We start from the raw sequence: 17,659 nt of genomic DNA on the forward strand, positions 1-17,659 counted from the left end.
CGCAATCATGGTTTTCGCTGGCGCTACGAAAACAGTCAGTCAAACCATCATTCATTATCAATAACAATCACTTATATCAGCCAAGCACAGCCCATCCGGCCCACCCGCTGGGGCTTATATATCAAAATATTCAGCACTATCCCTCGCCAGCCCCCGGCAGCCCGGCACCGGCCCGCGCGCGGCGTCTGCCATTGCCTAAGATGGAATTTAGCCAATTCGCCGGGTGGCCTTCTTGTCCTCTCTGTCTACCCTCCCCATCCTGCTGGGCCTGTTGGCCGTCGACACGGCCAATGCCGCCAGCGACTGCCCCGTGCCGGAGCAAGCCAGCTACGCCGGGCGCGCGACTTCCGCGCTGTTCGCCCCGCTGGCGGAGACCGGGCTACCCGCGCTGCACACGTTGCTGGAGCAGCGGACGGACTGCCCGATCGAGCTGCATGATTACCCGACGGCGCGCGTGTGGTCGCTGTTCATGGCGGGCAGCCTCGACATCGTGCTGGGGGCGATCGAAACGCCGGAGAGGAGCGCGGATGGCGAATTCGTCGAGTTCGGCAGCATTCCCTTCCTGCTGGCCACCAGCAAGCGCTGGGGCCTGATGCCGCCGAGCCAGCTGTCCGAGCTTGAGCAACGGCCACAAGAGGTGGTCGGCGTGGTGCGCGGCGCGCGTTTCCCCGGCGCCATCCAGCTCGCGCTGCAAGGGCTGGAGGCACAGTCCCGCCTCGATTACTCGGTGGAATACGCGATCGCGCTGAAAAAGCTGAAACTCGGGCGGATCCAGCTGCTGGCGACCAATCTCGCCGTGCTGCTGATGGAGGTCCCGCCCGAGCACCTGCGCGACGACCTCAACGTGGCGGAGCCCGCCAACACGCCACGCCTCAAGGTGGGCGTCTATCTATCGAAGAAAAGCCTGAGCCCGCGCCAGCGCGATGCGCTGCGCAAGGAGCTGCAAGGCATGCGCACGGAAGGCCTGATGCAGCGCTATGTCGCGCCGCGCATCGGGCAGGCCAATGCCAGCCTGATCTTTGGCCACGGCCGGCCGCCCGAGCAGGCCAGGTAAGCCCCGGCGCAGGCGGCCCGCGCCCTAGCCCCGGGACAGGCGCCGCAGCACGTCGCGCGCGGCGTCGATGACTTCCGATGCGGTCATGCCGACCGGGCCGACACCATCCTGCACCAGCTTGTCGGCCGCCGCGCCATGCAGGTAGACCGCGAGCTGCAAGGCATCGAAACCGGCAAGCCCCTGCGCCAGCAAGGCGCCGACCATGCCCGACAGCACGTCGCCCTGCCCCGCCGAGGCCAGCCCCGGGTTGCCCGAGGTGTTGACGCGCAAGGCGCCGTCACGGCTGACGCAGATGCTGCCGCAGCCCTTGAGCACGACATGGCAGCGGAACAGCTCGGCGAGCTGGCGCGTGGCCTGCACGCGGTCGCGCTGGATGTCGGCGGTGCCGCAGCCGAGCAACCTGGCCGCCTCGGCCGGGTGCGGCGTGAGCACCGTATCGGCCTCGCGCGCGGCAAGCGCCGTGGCCAGCTCGGGGCGGGCAGCCACCAGGTTGAGCGCATCGGCGTCGAGCACCAGCGGCAACGGCCGCGCGAGCGCCTGTTCGACCGCGTGCAATGCATCCGCGCTCTTGCCCAGGCCGGGGCCGACCACCAGCGTGGTCACATGATCGAGGTGCAGCACGTCTTCGGCGTGGCGCAGCATCAGCTCGGGCTGCACATGGTCGACACGCGGCGCGTCGGGGTCGAGCAGGCCCATGGTGACGCGGCCGGCGCCGAGCTTGAGCGCGGCGCGGCCAGCAAGCAGCACGGCGCCAACCATGCCGGCGGAGCCGCCAACCACGCCGATGCTGCCATAGCGCCCCTTGTGGCTGTTGCGGCGGCGTGGCGCCAGCAGCGGCGCCACGTCCACGCCATGCAGCGCGTGGCCGGCAGGCGGCAGCACGGTCGTCGCGTCGAAACCGAGCGGCGCGGCAATCACCTCCCCCGCGTGGTCGGGGCCGTCGGCCGTCAGCAGGCCGGTCTTCAGCGCAATGAAGCTGACCGTCCAGCGTGCCTCGACCGCCGCACCGAGCACTGCGCCGGTCTCGGCATGCAGGCCGCTCGGCACGTCGAGCGCGAGCTTGGGCGCATCGATCGCGTTGATCTGCGCGACGATACCCTGCCAGTGGGCATCGAGCTCGCGGTCGAGGCCGATACCGAACAGGCCATCCACCACCAGGCGCCAGCCTTGCCCCGGCGGGATGGCATCGACGACGGTGCCACCGGCAGCGAGCCAGTCGCGCAGCGCACCGGCCGCATCAGCCGGCAGCCTGGCCGCCTCGCCGAACAACACGGCATCGATCGGGTAACCGGCCGCCTTGAGTAACCGCGCGACGACCAGCGCATCGCCACCGTTGTTGCCGGGGCCGGCCACGCACAGCACGCGGTTGCCGGTCGGCACATGGCTGCGCACCCAGTCGGCGGCGGCCTGGCCGGCGAGCTGCATCAGCGGCTGGCGGGCCAATGACGCGCCCAGGCGTTCGAGTTTGCGGAGTTGTGGGACGGTATAAAGCGCGGTCACGGACGGCGTTCCTTGCAATGAATGTTGTATCTGGCTGCCGCTAGCGGCAGGTGCCAGGCTGGGCCGCTGCGGGCCGGCGGCTCAGCGTTTGCGCGCGAGCGTCAGGCCATCGCCGATCGGCAGCAGCGACAGGTCAACGCGCTCGTCGTGGTGCAGTTTGTCGTTGAGCGCCTGCAGTGCGGCCGTGTCGGCGGTCTCGGCCGGGCGCGCCACGTTGCCGCTCCACAGCACGTTGTCGATGGCGATCAGGCCACCGGGACGCAACAGCTGCAGGCAGCGCTCGTAATAGCCATCGTAGCCGGTCTTGTCGGCATCGATGAAGGCGAAATCATAGCTGCCGGCCTCCCCCGCTGCCAGGCGCGCATCGAGCGTGGCCTGCGCCGGCGCGAGCTGCAGGTCGATCTTGCCGGCGACACCGGCCGCTTGCCAGTAGGGGCGGCCAATGCGCGTGTAGTCGTCGCTGATGTCGCAGGCCAGCACATAGCCGTCGGCGGGCAGGGCCAGCGCCACGCTGAGTGCGCTGTAGCCGGTGAACACGCCGATCTCGATGGTGCGCCGGGCGCCGAGCAGGCGCACCAGCAAGGCCATGAACTGCCCCTGCTCGGGCGAGATCTGCATATTGGCGCTCGGGTGGCTGCGGGTGGCCTCGCGCAGGGCGGTCTGGGCCGGGTGCTCGCGCAGCGAGTGGTCGAGCACGTAACGGTAGAGCGTATCGTCGAGGTTCAGCGTGCGGTTGGACATGGCGCGTTCCTTGCCGGTTGGATTCAGTCGCGATGCCGGCATGTTAGCAGGACTCGCGCGGCCCGCCGTGGCGTTTTGCGGCACATGCCGGCCGGCTTGAGGCCGCCACGCCGCCTGTCGCTCGCGCAGCAGGTCTGGCGCGCTGCCCTATACTGAGTTATCGCCCGTGCCGGACGCCACCATGGCCACCTCGTCGAGGCAGCACCTGATCGACTGGCAGCGCCGCCTGCTGCCCTTCATGACGCGTGCCATCGCGCTGATGGCGGCGTTTTTCTTCGTGGCGAGCCTGCTCGTGCTGTTTTTGCTGTTGCGCGAGGTGCGTATCGCACCGCACGACGACATCCGCCAATCGCTCGCCGGCTTTGAGCAGGCGCTGCCGCGCGATGCCCCGCCGCCGCAGGACTATCTTCGCTGGAAGACGGCCGTGCTGCTCGAACAGCATGTGATCGACCAGCGCTACCGCCAGGTCAACGCGACCTTGCTGTTGCGCGCCTGGACGCGTTACCTGGGCTTTCTCACCGGCATGATCCTGACGCTGGTCGGCGCCATCTTCGTGCTGGCGCGGCTGGAGACAGCCGGCACCGAGCTGGCGGCCGAGGGCGGCGGCGTCAAGGGCATGCTCAAGACCTCGTCGCCAGGCCTGGTGATGGCCACGCTCGGCACCATCCTGATGGGCATCACGCTGGTCGTGCCGTTCCAGTTCGATACGCGCGACAAGGCCGTCTACCTGCCCGTGCCCGGCACCAGTATCGCCAGCGGCGGCGCGGGCGAGGAATGCGAGCTGTTCGGCGGCCCGAACTGCGGCCCGGCCAAGGCGCTGCCCAGGCCCGACGCGATGCCCGACAGCCCGCCCGCCAAGGAGAAGCCCCATGCGCCGAGCCCATCCTAGCTATCTGGCCGCCGCGCTGTGGCTGATCGGCGCGGCCCAGGCCGAGCCGCTGTACGAGGCCGGCAAGGCGCACTGGCTGGCGGCCGAATACCAGCCGGCCTACGACGCGCTGCTCGACTTCCGCCAGCAGCCCTACGGCCGCCGCCCCGAGGTGGACTACATGCTCGGCACCAGCGGCTGCCGCATGGCCGGCAAGCAGCAATGGGGAGCCCGCGTACTGCGCTATACGCTGTACAACTACCCGCTGGTCGAATCCAGCCGGGCGCTGGTCAAGCGCGAGCTGGCGCTGTGCCAGGCCGCCACTGAGCCGCTGGGCCCGCTCGCGGCCAGCCAGCCCGGTATCGACAGCTTTGTCGCCGCCGGTGCGTCGGGCTCGGGCAAGCTCTATGCGCCGGCCGACCGCGCCAACCCGGTGCTGACCTACCCGGCCCGCCGCGTCCGGGAGTTGCCGCCGGGCGAGCTCGTGGCGCGCCGCATCGCGCTCGATCAGGCCGACGCAGCCATCGCCATGGTCAAGCGCCTGGCGCCGGGCCTGCCGAGCGTCGCGACCAGCGCACGCTTCGTGCTCGCGAGCAGCGCTGGCCACAGCAGCGAGCAGTTGCGCCAGATCGGCCGCCAGCTCGCGCGCTATCTCGACTTCCTGCAGCGCACCTACCAGATCGAGCTGCCCGACCGTTACATCGCCATCTACCTGGTGCCGGGCCCGGCGGACCTGGGCAAGCTCGCGCGCAGCCTGCACGGGCTGGACATGGGGCCCCACAGCCCGACCATCGGCTACACCTTCCGCGACGACCAGTCGGCCGTGGCCGTGGTGTCGGGCATGGGCATCGGCACGCTGTTCCACGAGCTCTACCACCTGACCGTGCATCGCGGTTTCGGCGACATCCCGCAATGGCTCGACGAAGGCATCGCCTCGCTGTACGAGGTGTCGGCGTTCTATGGCGACGCGCTGCTCGGCGAGCCCAACTGGCGCGGCAAGGTGATCGACCTGTTCGCGCCGCCGCAACGCCCCTCGGTGCGCCAGATCATTAGCAGCGACTGGTTTCCGTTCGACGTGCAGGAGCTCACGCGCGACACCGACGGCGTGGGCCGTGCAACCATGGCACTATCGCTGCAGATGGCCGTCAACCGTTACCTGATGCTCTACCTGCAGGAGCGCGGCCTGCTGCCGACCGTATATAGCGCCTTCCGCGACCGCGACCCCGGCAATGTGCTCGACGACCCGGCGCTCGACACGGTGGCGCGCTTCGAAGGCGTGGTCGGCCAGCCCATCGACGCTTTCTCGCGCGACTTCGAGCGCTGGCTCGATCAGGTACAGAAACAGGGCCTCAAGCGCAATGCGGCACCCGACCTCAGCATCCGCAAATACGAGCCGCCCCCGCCACCCGCGCAGCCAGGCAGCCCGCCGGCTGACAACCCACCCAAGGCCCCAGCATGACGATCGACCCGCTCCTGCGTTTCCTGCACCTGGCCAGTGTGGCGATCTGGGTCGGCGGCATGTTCTTCGCCTATGTCTGCCTGCGCCCCGCCGCCGTCGAGGTGCTCGACGGCCCGCCCCGGCTGCGGCTGTGGCGCGGCGTATTCGCGCGTTTCTTCGTCTGGGTGTGGGCCGCCGTGATCGCCATACCGCTGAGCGGGCTGACGATGATCGCCCGCACCGGCTTCACCGCCGCGCCGCTGAACTGGCACCTGATGCTGGCCAGCGGCAGCGTGATGATCGCGATCTATCTCTACCTCCATGCCGTGCCCTACGCCGCGCTGCGGCATGCCGTCGATGCCGGGGACTGGAAAGCCGGCGCCGCCGCGCTCGGCCGTATCCGCCAGCTGGTCGGCCTCAACCTGGCGCTGGGCTTCGTCACCATCGCCATCGCGACGCTGGGCCATTGGCTGGTGCACTGAGCCAAGGGCCTTTTCCCGCCAGCCGGCGGCATGTCGGCTGAGCCACCAGATTTCGCCGGCCCCCGGTAGCCTGGCCGGCTGGGCCAACCGGTTTTCCGCCTGCTGGCAACCCGCCCGGCCCACTCTTTCTCTTCGCCAGCCCAGCCAGGCCGGGCCCCTCCCGCCGCCACGACTCAGCGCTACGCAAGGGCCGGCGCATCGGGTACACTTCCGCTGCTGCGGCGCACCATTCAAATGGAATAGCCGGATGTCGCCATGACGGCATGCGCATGGCCCCACCGGCCCGTGCCCGCCGCGGCAAACAGACAACACGGGTAGCTCTCGACGGCTTGCCGCGAGGCCCGAATCGACAGGGACGCCGACCACCGCCATGCAAGCTTGCACGCGGCCCGCCGCCCCCCTGTCGCGTGACACGACCGCCAATGCCGATGCCGCCGCCAGGCGGGCATCCCGGCCAACGATTATTGATCCAGGAGTTAGCAATGAGCTCGTCCCACACCACGCCACGCGATGCGGCACCCGGCCTGCTGCGCCGCATTCCGCTTGCGATCGCCACGTTTTTCAGCATTCTCGCCAGCGGCGAATTCGCGCTGCGCCTGCAGCGCCTGAACGACGCGCCGGCAGCAGCGCCCGCTCCCCAGCCCGTTCCTCAACCTGCGCCGCAAGCCGCACCACAGGCCGCCCCGCAACCCGCGCCGCAGCCGGCCCCGCGCGTGTTCCGCGAGGCCACGCCGGATGCGGCCCTGCAGCTGCTGAGCCTGTTGCAGCGCGACGCACGGCTGATCGATTTCACCCAGGAAAACCTCACCGGCTTCAGCGATGCCGACGTCGGCGCCGCCGCGCGCCTCGTGCACGAGGGCTGCGCCAAAGTATTGCGCGAGCACTTCACCATCGAGCCGGTGCGCAGCGAGGCCGAGGGCAGCCGCATCGAGCTGCAGGCCGGCTTCGATGCCGCCTCGATCCGCCTGACCGGCAACGTGGTCGGCCAGGCGCCGTTCCGCGGCAGCCTGAGCCACCGCGGCTGGCGCGCCACCTCGACGCGCCTGCCCAAGCTGGCCGACGGCCATGACGCGAGCGTGCTGGCACCGGCGGAGGTCGAGCTATGAGCGACCCGCGTTTTGCCATCGGTGTCGATCTCGGCACCACGCACTGCGCGCTGTCCTACGTCGATATCGGCGCGAGCGACGGCGAGAAGACCGTGCACGGCATCGTGCCGGTGCCGCAGCTGACGGCGCCTGGCCAGATCGAAGACCAGCCGCTGCTGCCCTCCTTCCTCTACCTGCCGCACGGCGACGAGCTGGCGCCGGGCGACCTCGCGCTGCCCTGGGGCGCCGAGCCTGATTACGCGGTCGGCAGCCTGGCGCGCAGCCGTGGCGCCAACACGCCGATCCGCCTCGTGTCGAGCGCCAAGAGCTGGCTGTGCCACCCTGGCGTGGACCGTCGCGCGGACATCCTGCCGCACGACGCGCCGGCCGAGGTGGCGCGCATCTCGCCGTTGACGGCGTCGATCCGCTATCTCGAACACCTGCGCCAGGCCTGGGACCAGAGCCACCCCGAGGCACCGTTCAGCGAGCAGGACATCACCGTCACCATCCCCGCCTCATTCGACCCGGCCGCGCGCGAGCTGACAGCCGAGGCGGCGCGCACGGCGGGCTACAGCTCGCTGACGCTGCTCGAAGAGCCGCAGTCGGCGCTCTATAACTGGATTCAGAACAGTGCAGGCGGCTGGCGCAAACAGGTGAAGCCGGGTGACGTGATCCTCGTGGTCGATGTCGGCGGCGGCACCAGCGACTTCTCGCTGATCGCCGTGGTCGAGCGCGAGGGCAACCTCGAACTGCACCGCGTCGCGGTCGGCGAGCATATCCTGCTCGGCGGCGACAACATGGACCTGACGCTGGCCCACGTGATCGCGCGCAAGCTCGCGCAGACCGGCACCCAGCTCGATGCCTGGCAGATGCGCGCGCTGACCTATGCCTGCCGCAGCGCCAAGGAGTCCCTGCTGTCCGACCCGACGCTGGACGAGCTGCCGATCGTGGTGCCGAGCCGTGGCTCGAAGCTGATCGGCGGCACGATCCGCACCGAGCTCACGCGCGCCGAGGTCGGCTCGGTGATCCTCGAAGGCTTCTTCCCGCAGGTCGAGGCGGCAGCCCGCCCCGTCACGCGCGCGCGCTCGGGCTTGACGCAGTTCAACCTGCCCTATGCGCAGGATGCGGCCATCACGCGCCACCTCGCTGCCTTCCTCGGCCGCCAGGTCGATGCGCTGGCCGAGCTCGAGGGCTTCGAAGGCCGCGCGGGCGCGAGCTTCCTGCAGCCGACGGCGATCCTGTTCAACGGTGGCGTGTTCAAGGCCGAGATCCTGGCCGATCGCGTCGTTCATACCATCAACGCCTGGCTCGAAAGCGACGGCGCAGCGCCGGCCCGCGTGCTCGGCGGCGCCGACCTCGACCTCGCGGTGGCGCGCGGCGCGGCCTACTACGGCTATGTGCGGCGCGGCCGTGGGGTGCGCATCCGTGGCGGCACCGCGAAGGCCTATTACGTCGCGGTCGAGTCGGCGATGCCGGCCATCCCCGGCATGGAGCCACCGATCGAGGCGCTGTGCGTGGCCCCGTTCGGCATGGAGGAAGGCACCGAGGCCACGCTGCCGGCGCAGGAATTCGGCCTGCGAGTGGGCGAGCCCGTGCATTTCCGCTTCTTCGGCTCGTCGACGCGCCGCCAGGACCAGATGGGCACGCTGCTCGGCTTCTGGAGCGACGATGAGCTGCAGGAGCTGAACCAGATCGAGGCGCAGTTGCCGGCCATCGGCCGCCTGCCCGGCGAGGTCGTGCAGGTCAGGCTGCATGCGCGCGTGACCGAGGCCGGCACGCTCGAACTCGAAGCCGTGCCGCAGGACGGCGACGAGCGCTGGAAGGTCGAGTTCGACGTGCGCGGGGCCGGCGAAAGCTGATGTCGGCGAGCCAGTACCTGGTCGGCATCGACCTCGGCACCACCAACACGGTGGTGGCCTACGCCACCCGTGGCAGCGACGACATCCGCCTGTTCGAGATCGAGCAGCTGGTGGCACCCGGCGAAGTCGCGGCGCGCGCGCTGCTACCCTCGCTGCGTTACCACGCGGCGACGGGCGAGCTGCCGGCCGAGGCGCTGGCCCTGCCATGGGCCCGCGCCGATGCCGCCGCACCGGTGGTGGTCGGCCAGCTGGCGCGCCAGCTCGGCGCCCAGGTGCCGGGCCGGCTCGTGGCCAGCGCCAAGAGCTGGCTGTCGCACGCGGCGGTGGACCGCACCGCGGCCATCCTGCCGTGGGGTGCAGCCGACGACGTGGCGAAGGTGTCGCCGGTCGCCGCCAGCGCGAGCTACCTGGCCCACGTGCGCGCGGCCTGGAACGCGCGCTTCCCCGAAGCGCCGCTTGAACGGCAGGACATCGTGCTGACCGTGCCGGCCTCGTTCGACGACGGCGCGCGCGCCTTGACGCTGGCCGCTGCGCGCGACGCCGGCCTGCCCGAGCTGCGCCTGCTCGAAGAGCCGCAGGCGGCATGCTACGACTGGCTGTTCCGCCACCGCGCGACGCTGGGCGGCGACCTCGCCGCCACCCGGCTCGCGCTGGTCTGCGACGTCGGCGGCGGCACCACCGACCTGAGCCTGATCCGCGTCGAGCTGCAGGACGGCAAGCCCGTGCTGTCGCGCATCGGCGTCGGCAACCACCTGATGCTCGGCGGCGACAATATGGACCTGGCGCTCGCCCACCTCGCCGAATCGCGGCTCGCCACCGAGCCCGGCGCGCGGCTGTCGGCGGGCCGCCTGTCGCAGCTGATCGAGCGCTGCCGCGCAGCCAAGGAACAACTGCTGGCCGCCGACGCGCCGGAACGCGCGCCGGTCACCCTGCTCGGCGCCGGCAGCAAGCTGATCGGCGCCAGCCGCTCGGCCGACCTGCTGCGCGACGAGGTCGAGCAACTGATCGTCGACGGCTTCTTCCCACGCGTCGGCCTCGACGAGCTGGCACGCCAGACGCGCGCCGGCCTGGTCGAATTCGGCCTGCCCTACGCGGCGGATGCGGCCATCACGCGCCATGTCGCAAGCTTCCTGCGCCATCACGCCACGGCGGCGCGCGAGGCGCTCGGCAGCGGCGACGGCGCGGCCGTGCCCGACACGCTGCTGCTCAACGGCGGGGTATTCCGCGCCGATGCGCTGGCGCGCCGACTGGCCGACACGCTCGGCGACTGGCGCGGCCAGCCGCTGACGCTGCTCGATAATCCGCAGCCCGATGTCGCCGTGGCACGCGGCGCCGTCGCCTACGCACTGGCCCGCCACGGCCGTGCGCCGCGCATCGGCGGTGGCTCGCCGCGCAGTTATTTCCTGCTGCTCGACGACGCCCCGGCCGCGCAGGATGCCGCCCCCCAGCGCGCCGTCTGCCTGCTGCCGCGCGGCAGCGAGGCCGGGCGGGAGATCGCGCTCGCCGAGCGCAGCTTCGCGCTGCGGCTCGGACAGCCGGTGCGCTTCCACCTCGTCTCGGCGACGGCCGAGGCCCAGGGTCAGGCCGTGCCCGCGCCGGGCGAGCTGATTGACCTGGCCGACGGCGAATTCACGCGCCTGCCGCCGATCGCCACGGTGCTGCCGGCCGCCCGCGCCGGCGCGCAACAGGACATCCCGGTGCAGCTCGCCACCACGCTGACCGAGGTCGGCACGCTGGCCATGCACTGCGTCGATGCCGCTGACAGCAACCGGCGCTGGCAGCTCGAATTCCAGTTGCGCGGCGACACCCCGCCCAGCGCCGCCAGCGAAGCCCTGCCGCCGCGTTTCGGCGAGGCCGTCGACCGCATCGACCGCATCTTCGGCACCCGCGCCAAGGGCGTCGCGCCGGACGAGGTCAAGCAGCTGCGCCACCAGCTCGAACGGCTCTTGGGCGAGCGCGACAACTGGCCCACGGCCTGGCTGCGCCCGCTGTTCGATGCGCTGTGGCAACGCGCCAAGGGCCGCCGCCGCTCGGCCGAACACGAGCGGCTGTGGCTCAACCTGGCCGGCTTCTGCCTGCGCCCCGGCTACGGCCACGCGCTCGACGACTGGCGCGTCAGCGAGCTGTGGAGCCTGTTCGACAGCGGCGTGCAGCACGGCGGCGACAAGCGCGTCTGCAGCGAATGGTGGACTCTGTGGCGGCGCATCGCCGGCGGGCTCGAACAGCCCCAGCAACTGCGCCTGCTGCAGGATTTCGAGCTGATCATGAACAAGGACAAGGCCGCGATCCGCGCGCGCGCGGTGCCGCCGGTCAAGGGCAGCGAGGACGACATGGTGCGGCTCGCCGCCTCGCTCGAACGCATCCCGGCCGATTTCAAGCGCCAGATCGGCGCATGGCTGGTGAGCACGCTGCCCAAGCCCGGCGGCGACACCAGCTCGGGCGAGCTGCCGCGCACGCTGTGGGTCATCGGCCGGCTCGGCGCCCGCCAGCCCTTCTACGGCAGCGCCCACGAGGTGATCGCCCCCGATGCCGTCGCCCCCTGGCTCGACGCCCTGCTCGCGCTCGACTGGAAACGCATCGAACCCGCCGCCTTCGCCGCCGCCCACCTGGCCCGCCTCACCGGCGACCGCCCGCGCGACCTGCCCGAGCCCCTGCGCGAACAGGTCGCCAAACGCCTAGAAGCCCTGCGCGCCGCACCGATCTGGATCGCCATGCCACGCGAAGTCGTCGAGCTCGACAGCGCCAGCCAGCAACGCGTCCTCGGCGAAACCCTGCCACCGGGGCTGATGCTGATCGGGTAGCGCACCTGCCTGCCGGCGCGGCCTGCGGGCAGCAGCTGCAAGCCACGCCTGGCGGCGCCCCCAGGCCGGCTGCAGGCCAAGCGGGTAGCGCCTTGCAGGCCGATGCCCATGCCAGCTGCCGGCATGGGCAACCGCGTGGTGTGTAGCGCTGGATGGCGCGCAACGTGATCCGGAGCCGGCGCGTGATCAACGCTGAAACAAACCACCGGCCATTCAGGCCGGCAGTTTGAAACCCGGATTCTGCTGCGCGCCATCCAGGCGACGAATGCATCGAACACGCCACGCGCTTACGGCTACGGCCGGGATGAGGCAGGAAAACTTGGTTATCTGGCCGACATCCCGCATCATGATCGATTCTTGGCCGTCGCGCTCAACGACAGGGGAAATCGACACATGCCCGACATCACCGCGCTCAATATCGACAACTTTTCACGCACGCTGAACGCGCCGGACAGCGAGGCGGGCGTGGCCGTGATCTATTTCTCGGCCTCCTGGTGCCAGCCTTGCCAGAGCATGAAGCCGGTGTTCGAGAAGATCGCGGCGCAGATCGGCGAGGCTGGCGTCGTTTCCGGCACGGTGGACATGGCGGAATCGCCCACCATCGCCCAGACCTATGGCATCAAGTCCGTCCCGTCCATCGCCATCTTCCGGCACGCCCAGCTGGCGAAGGTCATCGCCGGGGACATGTCTTTCGACAAGGCCATGGCGCAGGTGCAACAGGCACTCGCATACGGGGCCTCGGGCCACTGAGGATACGGCATGACCATGCCACCGAAACCAGGCAAAGCGTCGGACCCCCAACCCACGCAGCGGGACACGCCCGCGCCGGCCGGCCCGAAGCTCAAACCCATCGTGAAAGTGGCCAGCAGCCTCATCGACGAGCGGATTCAGGCACTCGGGGGCTGGCGTGGCGCGATGCTGACGGAGGCCCGCCGGCTGATCCACGAGGCGTTGCCTGACATCCTCGAAGAGTGCAAATGGATCAAGCCCAGCAACCCGCTGGGGGTGCCAGTCTGGTCCTGTGGCGGGATCATCTGCACCGGCGAGATCTACAAGCAGGCGGTCAAGCTGACCTTCATGCGCGGCGCGGCGCTGGCGGATCCGCACGGGCTATTCAACGCCAGCCTCGACGGCAATGTGCGCCGCGCGATCGACCTCCACGAGGGCGACACGCTCGACGCGGCGGCATTCAAGGCGCTGATCCAGGCCGCGGTGGCGGAGAATCTCCGCTCGGGCGCGGCAAAATCCCGAAAACCCGGCCAGTAGCGAGCCAGCGCGACGGCATGGCACGGCACGGGCTTGCCGGACGACATCGCTGTAATGTCGGTGCGATAGCGGCCACCGTTGATTAACCAATCGCTGACGCGGCCTGCCCTGCCCGCTGCAAGGTCATGGTTGCCTCCAGCCCGCCGCCCGCGCGCGGCGCCAGGCGCAGCTCTCCACCATGCAGCCGGGTGATGCGCTCAACGATGGCCAGGCCCAGCCCCGTGCCCGGCTTGCCTTGGCGTGCCTCGCTGCCGCGCACGAAGGGCTCGGCGAGCCGCGCCAGATCGCAGTCGGCGAGGCCGGGGCCGCGATCGAGCACCGACAGGCTGAGATAGCCGCCGTTGATGCGCGCATGGATGGCCAGCTCGGCATGCCCGTCAGCACTGGCGCCGTATTTGACGGCGTTGTCCATCAGGTTGACCAGTGCGCGGCGGATGGCCGCCGGCCGGCAGGTGACGACAGGCAGGCCATCCAGCTCAAGATTGAAATGCGCCCCCTGCTGTTCGAAATAGCCGGCTAGCTGGCGCAGCATGGCGGCGAGGTCGACTGGCGCCGGCGCCTCATCGGTGCCGATGCGGGCGAAATCGATGAACTGGCCGATGAGCCCATCCATCTCGCCGACATGGCGCTGGATCTGCGCCACCAGCGCCGGGTCGGATTGACTTTCGAGCAGCGATACTGCGAGGCTCAGCTTGGCCAGCGGGGTGCGCAGGTCGTGCGACACGCCGGCCAGCATCAGCGCGCGCTCGCGGTCCAGCTGGGCGAGCTTGCCGACCATCTGGTTGAAGCTGCCGGCGACGGTGGCAATCTCGGTCACGCCGTCTTCCGGCAGCCGCGCGGGGTAGCGCCCCTGGCCGAGCTGGCGCGCGGCGTCGACGAGATCGGTGAGCGGCCGGCTGATGCGGCGCTGGATCGCGAACGCGCCGGCCATCGTCAGCACGGCGCTGACGAGCAGCGCAACCAGCCAGGGCCAGATCGAGGCGGAATCGAGCTGCGCCATCGACAGGCGGAACCAGTACGGCGCCTCGCCGAGCCGCACCCTGATGTACAGGCTGTAGGGCGGGTCGTTGCGCCAGTGGCTGTCGATGCCGGCACGCGCCAGCTCGCGCCGCAGCGAGCGCACGAACATGCGCATGCCGAGCGACGGCGGCACCTCGCTGCCGGCGAGGGCGCCACCATCGGCCGGGATCAGCGTGGCGACGCCGGAACGGTTGATCTGCTCGACATAGTGTTGCCGCGCGGGCGCCGGCATGCTGGCGAGGCCATCCTGCAGCCAGCGGATCTGTTGCACGGCGAGCTGCACCGTGTGCACCGCGCGCGGCCGCTGCATCAGGTAATAGAAGGCGAAGGCGGTGGCGAGCTGCGCCGCGACCACCAGCGCCGCGATCAGCAGCAGGTTCTGGCGCAGCAGCGAGCGCGGCAGCAGCCTCATTGCGCGCTACCCCGGTTTTCCTGCTCGGGCACGAAGACATAGCCCACGCCCCAGACGGTCTGGATGTACTTCGGATTGGCCGGGTCGGCCTCGATCAGCCGGCGCAGCCGCAGCACCTGCACGTTGACGCTGCCCTCGGTGGCATCGTGGTCGCGCCCGCGCGCCAGCTCGATCAGCCGCTCGCGCCCGAGCGGACGGTTGGGGTTGGTGGCCAGCGCGCGCAACAGCGAGAACTCGGTGGACGACAGCTCAAGCAGCTGCCCGTCGCGCAGCAGCTCACGGCGAGCCAGATCGAGCACGAAGGGCCCGAAGCACACGCTGTCGAGCTTGCCGCTGGCCGTGCCGGCCTCGGCCATCGCCTGCCGCCGCAACAGCGCATGGATGCGTGCCAGCAGCTCGCGCGCGACGAAGGGCTTGGGCAGGTAATCGTCGGCGCCCATTTCCAGGCCGAGGATGCGGTCGACCGGGTCGCCCTTGGCCGTCAGCATGATGATCGGGATCGTCTCGCCCTGGTGGCGCAGACGGCGGCAGATCGACATGCCGTCCTCGCCGGGCATCATCAGGTCGAGCACCAGCAGGTCGAAGTGCTCGCGGGCGAGCAGGCGGTCGAGCTGCGGCGCATCCTCCACCGTGCGCACCGCCAGCCCCTGCTCGCTCAGGAAGCGCTGCAGCAGCGCCCGCATCTCGGCATCGTCGTCGAGCACGATCACGCGTATCGACATCCACTTGGCTCCATCGGTCTGAATCGTCAGACGCATGTTACCGCCGCCATGGCGCCCATGCATGCCGCGAATTGATTACAGCCGATTACAGCCGGGCCGCCGCCAAATCGCTTGTAACAGGCACCGCGCCAGCCCCGCCGCAACACTGCATAGACTGCATGGCATCGGGCCGAGCCATCCCCGCAGCGGGTGGCGTATCGGAACCGAAGATGATCAACGTCGATGAGGAGCAAACCATGAAGACAAAGTGGATCCGCCAGGCGGGCGCCTGGAGTGCGGGCTGGGTGGCGGTATCGATGGCCTGGGCCGGGCCGGGCGACTGGCTGGCGCGCGAGGCGGCGGTGCAGCGCACGCTCGCTCAGGCGCCGGCCTGCCAGAATCTCGGCGACTATTACTGGGAGATCGGCGACGCGCGCGGCGCGCTGCTGCACGGCCAGCACGGCTATTCGATTCGCCAGGAGAAGGTGATCCCCCTCGCCTCGGCATCGAAATGGGTGTTCGGCGCCTACGTGGCGCAGCGCGAAGGTGGCCGCTTGAGCCTCAGTGAAATGGCGGCGCTGGAGATGCTCTCGGGTTACGACGAGCTGCAGCCGCTGCTGTGCAAGGGCAGCGAGACCGGTCGCGCCTGCTTTGCGCGGGGCGACAACAATAACTTCAATCCCGAGCATGTCGGCAAGTTCAGCTACAACGGCGGGCACGACCAGAAGCTGCTGATCGACCTGGGGCTCGGCGATATCGATAGCGCGGCGCTGACCACCGAGCTGCAGGCCAGGCTGGGCGCCGATGTCGACATCCGCTTCAATACGCCCGAGCCGGCCGGCGGCATGGCGGCGGCGCCGGCGGCCTATGCGCACTTCCTGCGCAAGATCATGCGCGGCGACCTCGTCATCAACCGGCTGCTCGGGGCCCACCCGGTCTGCACGCTGCCTGGCAGTTGCACCAGCGCGGTGCAGAGCCCCTCGCCCTATGCATGGCACTATTCGCTCAACCATTGGGTGGAGGACGACCCGAAAGGCGACGGCGCATTCAGCTCGGCCGGCGCGTTTGGCTTCTATCCGTGGATCAGCGCCGACAAGGCGCTCTACGGCATCTTCGCGCGCCAGTCCTACCTGCCCGATGCCGGCATGAAAAGCGCGGAATGCGGCGCGCTGGTGCGCAAGGCCTTCGTGAGCGCGGGCTCGGGCCCGATCCCGCTGTCTTCGTCGCTGCGCTGAGAGGGCCACCATGGACACGCCACGCAAACCATGGATCGAGGGATGGGCGCTGCCTGCATGGGTCGGGCTCGCGCTGGCGCTGCTCAGCGTGGCCGTGCCCGGCGGCGGCCTGACGAGCGACGGCGCGCGGCTGATGATACGCATCACGGCCCGCTCGTCCTTTCTGCTGTTTGCCGCCGCCTTCCTCGCCGGCCCGCTGTACCAGCGCTGGCCGTGCGGCGCTACGGCCTGGCTGCGGCGCAACCGGCGTTATCTGGGGCTGTCGTTCGCGCTATCCCATGCCGTCCATGGCGCGTGGGTGCTGGTTTATGCCCGGCTCGACCCGCAGCTGTTCCACGCCATGGTCAAGTCGGCGAACTATGTGCTGGGCGGCATCGGCTACGGCTTCATCGTGAGCCTGGCGGCGACCTCATTCGAGCGCACGGCGGCGCTGCTGGGCCAGCGCAACTGGCAACGCCTGCACTGGCTCGGCACGCACTACCTGTGGCTGCAGTTCGTCGTGTCGTTTGCCCGGCGCGCACCGGCCGATCCGTTCTACTGCCCGCTGGCAGCGTGTGCGCTGGCGCTCGTCGTGGTGCGGCTGTATTGCCGGTGGGCGGCGGCGCCCTCACCTACACGGCTGGCGATCGAGCTGCCGCGTGAGTAGGTGCTGGCGGTTAGCTGCGGGCGGCAAGGTACGGCCGGCGAGGTGCGGCCGGCGAGGTGCGGCCGGCGAGGTCTCATTACGAAGTTTTACAAAAGCTACAAAATTTAATGTCCCCTCCCCGTCGCACTGCGGCGTTTTTGGAGGTGTGGCACGGCAGTGTGCCACCTCAATCTACAAAAGGAGCCCTATCATGAAAACCATCCAACGTACTACGCTTAGCTTGCTGCTTGCCGCGATCAGCCTGGGTGCCGCCAGCCAGGCGATGGCCGAGACCAGCTGGGAAAAGCACCACCCGCGCCGCGACCAGGTCAACGACCGGCTGGAGCGCCAGGACCGCCGCATCAAGCGCGAGGTGAAGGAAGGCGACATGACGCGCGCGGAAGCACGCAAGCTGCACCATGAAGACCACCAGATCCGCCAGGAAGAGCGCGATATGGCGAGCCAGAATGGCGGCCACATCACCAGGCAGGAACAAAAAACCCTGAACCAGCAGGAAAACGCGGTCAGCAAGGAAATCGGCAAGTAAGCCGGTGAAGCTGCCTCACCCAGCC

The 17,659-nt window shown here is 69.7% G+C and carries 16 protein-coding genes; 12 read left to right on the forward strand and 4 right to left on the reverse strand.

Annotation, left to right across the window (positions count from 1 at the left end):
- Nucleotides 1–232: 232 nt before the first annotated feature.
- Nucleotides 233–1,054: a hypothetical protein gene (locus ABWL39_RS03165; RefSeq protein WP_367787087.1), complete on the forward strand. Its 822-nt coding sequence runs from the start codon at nt 233–235 to the stop codon at nt 1,052–1,054.
- Between the two features lie 24 nt (nt 1,055–1,078).
- Here the strand turns inward: ABWL39_RS03165 and ABWL39_RS03170 are convergent, their stop codons facing one another.
- Together ABWL39_RS03170 and ABWL39_RS03175 are read right to left on the reverse strand one after the other, a co-directional pair.
- On the reverse strand, nt 1,079–2,554 hold the full coding sequence (locus tag ABWL39_RS03170) for an NAD(P)H-hydrate dehydratase (RefSeq protein ID WP_367787089.1): 1,476 nt from the start codon (nt 2,552–2,554) through the stop codon (nt 1,079–1,081).
- 81 nt (nt 2,555–2,635) lie between these two features.
- Entirely contained in the window at nt 2,636–3,295 is a 660-nt protein-coding gene (locus ABWL39_RS03175) for a class I SAM-dependent methyltransferase (protein ID WP_367787091.1), read from the reverse strand.
- Nucleotides 3,296–3,476: 181 nt separating this feature from the next.
- Here ABWL39_RS03175 and ABWL39_RS03180 point away from each other — a divergent pair, with 181 nt between their 5' ends.
- The 8 genes from ABWL39_RS03180 (at nt 3,477) to ABWL39_RS03215 (ending at nt 13,094) form a co-directional block, all read left to right on the forward strand.
- Entirely contained in the window at nt 3,477–4,184 is a 708-nt protein-coding gene (locus tag ABWL39_RS03180; protein WP_367787093.1) for a hypothetical protein, read from the forward strand.
- Nucleotides 4,165–5,622 carry a hypothetical protein gene (locus ABWL39_RS03185; RefSeq protein ID WP_367787095.1) on the forward strand — a complete coding sequence of 486 codons (1,458 nt, stop codon included), beginning with the start codon at nt 4,165–4,167 and terminating at the stop codon, nt 5,620–5,622. The genes ABWL39_RS03180 and ABWL39_RS03185 overlap by 20 nt, the downstream gene beginning before the upstream one ends.
- Complete coding sequence (locus tag ABWL39_RS03190) at nt 5,619–6,083, forward strand: CopD family protein (RefSeq protein WP_367787097.1); 465 nt, start codon at nt 5,619–5,621, stop codon at nt 6,081–6,083. Before ABWL39_RS03185 ends, ABWL39_RS03190 begins: the two co-directional genes overlap by 4 nt.
- A gap of 482 nt (nt 6,084–6,565) precedes the next feature.
- The gene (locus tag ABWL39_RS03195; protein ID WP_367787099.1) at nt 6,566–7,189 is read left to right on the forward strand and encodes a DUF2760 domain-containing protein; all 624 of its coding nucleotides are present in this window, start codon (nt 6,566–6,568) and stop codon (nt 7,187–7,189) included.
- On the forward strand, nt 7,186–9,027 hold the full coding sequence (locus ABWL39_RS03200; protein WP_367787101.1) for an Hsp70 family protein: 1,842 nt from the start codon (nt 7,186–7,188) through the stop codon (nt 9,025–9,027). Before ABWL39_RS03195 ends, ABWL39_RS03200 begins: the two co-directional genes overlap by 4 nt.
- Nucleotides 9,027–11,828, forward strand: a complete 2,802-nt coding sequence (locus tag ABWL39_RS03205) for an Hsp70 family protein (RefSeq protein WP_367787103.1) — start codon at nt 9,027–9,029, stop codon at nt 11,826–11,828. The genes ABWL39_RS03200 and ABWL39_RS03205 overlap by 1 nt, the downstream gene beginning before the upstream one ends.
- Nucleotides 11,829–12,221: 393 nt before the next feature.
- Entirely contained in the window at nt 12,222–12,578 is a 357-nt protein-coding gene (locus ABWL39_RS03210) for a thioredoxin family protein (RefSeq protein WP_367787105.1), read from the forward strand.
- A 9-nt stretch (nt 12,579–12,587) separates the two neighbouring features.
- The gene (locus ABWL39_RS03215; RefSeq protein WP_367787107.1) at nt 12,588–13,094 is read left to right on the forward strand and encodes a DUF1801 domain-containing protein; all 507 of its coding nucleotides are present in this window, start codon (nt 12,588–12,590) and stop codon (nt 13,092–13,094) included.
- Between the two features lie 82 nt (nt 13,095–13,176).
- Here ABWL39_RS03215 and ABWL39_RS03220 read toward each other — a convergent pair whose 3' ends face one another.
- Nucleotides 13,177–14,526 (reverse strand): ATP-binding protein, encoded by a 1,350-nt coding sequence (locus tag ABWL39_RS03220; protein ID WP_367787109.1) that lies wholly within the window; start codon nt 14,524–14,526, stop codon nt 13,177–13,179.
- Nucleotides 14,523–15,284, reverse strand: a complete 762-nt coding sequence (gene ompR / locus ABWL39_RS03225; protein ID WP_367787111.1) for a two-component system response regulator OmpR — start codon at nt 15,282–15,284, stop codon at nt 14,523–14,525. The genes ABWL39_RS03220 and ompR overlap by 4 nt, the downstream gene beginning before the upstream one ends.
- Nucleotides 15,285–15,484: 200 nt before the next feature.
- On the opposite strand from ompR, the gene ABWL39_RS03230 reads away from it, so the two are divergent.
- The 3 genes from ABWL39_RS03230 to ABWL39_RS03240 all read left to right on the forward strand — a co-directional run bounded on the left by ABWL39_RS03230 (nt 15,485) and on the right by ABWL39_RS03240 (nt 17,634).
- Entirely contained in the window at nt 15,485–16,462 is a 978-nt protein-coding gene (locus ABWL39_RS03230) for a hypothetical protein (protein ID WP_367787112.1), read from the forward strand.
- Nucleotides 16,463–16,472: 10 nt separating this feature from the next.
- Nucleotides 16,473–17,108 carry a hypothetical protein gene (locus ABWL39_RS03235; protein ID WP_367787114.1) on the forward strand — a complete coding sequence of 212 codons (636 nt, stop codon included), beginning with the start codon at nt 16,473–16,475 and terminating at the stop codon, nt 17,106–17,108.
- Nucleotides 17,109–17,298: 190 nt separating this feature from the next.
- A complete protein-coding gene (locus ABWL39_RS03240) occupies nt 17,299–17,634 on the forward strand; it encodes a hypothetical protein (protein ID WP_367787115.1) in 336 nt (111 codons plus the stop codon).
- Nucleotides 17,635–17,659 lie beyond the last annotated feature (25 nt).

The sequence above is a fragment of the Chitinivorax sp. PXF-14 genome (genome assembly GCF_040812015.1).
Taxonomy (GTDB): domain Bacteria; phylum Pseudomonadota; class Gammaproteobacteria; order Burkholderiales; family SCOH01; genus JBFNXJ01.

Coding starts and splice junctions, on each gene's coding strand:
- ABWL39_RS03175 (WP_367787091.1), bottom strand. CDS start 3,295: ATGTCCAACCGCACGCTGAACCTCGACGATACGCTCTACCGTTACGTG.
- ABWL39_RS03180 (WP_367787093.1), top strand. CDS start 3,477: ATGGCCACCTCGTCGAGGCAGCACCTGATCGACTGGCAGCGCCGCCTG.
- ABWL39_RS03185 (WP_367787095.1), top strand. CDS start 4,165: ATGCGCCGAGCCCATCCTAGCTATCTGGCCGCCGCGCTGTGGCTGATC.
- ABWL39_RS03190 (WP_367787097.1), top strand. CDS start 5,619: ATGACGATCGACCCGCTCCTGCGTTTCCTGCACCTGGCCAGTGTGGCG.
- ABWL39_RS03195 (WP_367787099.1), top strand. CDS start 6,566: ATGAGCTCGTCCCACACCACGCCACGCGATGCGGCACCCGGCCTGCTG.
- ABWL39_RS03200 (WP_367787101.1), top strand. CDS start 7,186: ATGAGCGACCCGCGTTTTGCCATCGGTGTCGATCTCGGCACCACGCAC.
- ABWL39_RS03205 (WP_367787103.1), top strand. CDS start 9,027: ATGTCGGCGAGCCAGTACCTGGTCGGCATCGACCTCGGCACCACCAAC.
- ABWL39_RS03210 (WP_367787105.1), top strand. CDS start 12,222: ATGCCCGACATCACCGCGCTCAATATCGACAACTTTTCACGCACGCTG.
- ABWL39_RS03215 (WP_367787107.1), top strand. CDS start 12,588: ATGACCATGCCACCGAAACCAGGCAAAGCGTCGGACCCCCAACCCACG.
- ABWL39_RS03220 (WP_367787109.1), bottom strand. CDS start 14,526: ATGAGGCTGCTGCCGCGCTCGCTGCTGCGCCAGAACCTGCTGCTGATC.
- ompR (WP_367787111.1), bottom strand. CDS start 15,284: ATGCGTCTGACGATTCAGACCGATGGAGCCAAGTGGATGTCGATACGC.
- ABWL39_RS03230 (WP_367787112.1), top strand. CDS start 15,485: ATGAAGACAAAGTGGATCCGCCAGGCGGGCGCCTGGAGTGCGGGCTGG.
- ABWL39_RS03235 (WP_367787114.1), top strand. CDS start 16,473: ATGGACACGCCACGCAAACCATGGATCGAGGGATGGGCGCTGCCTGCA.
- ABWL39_RS03240 (WP_367787115.1), top strand. CDS start 17,299: ATGAAAACCATCCAACGTACTACGCTTAGCTTGCTGCTTGCCGCGATC.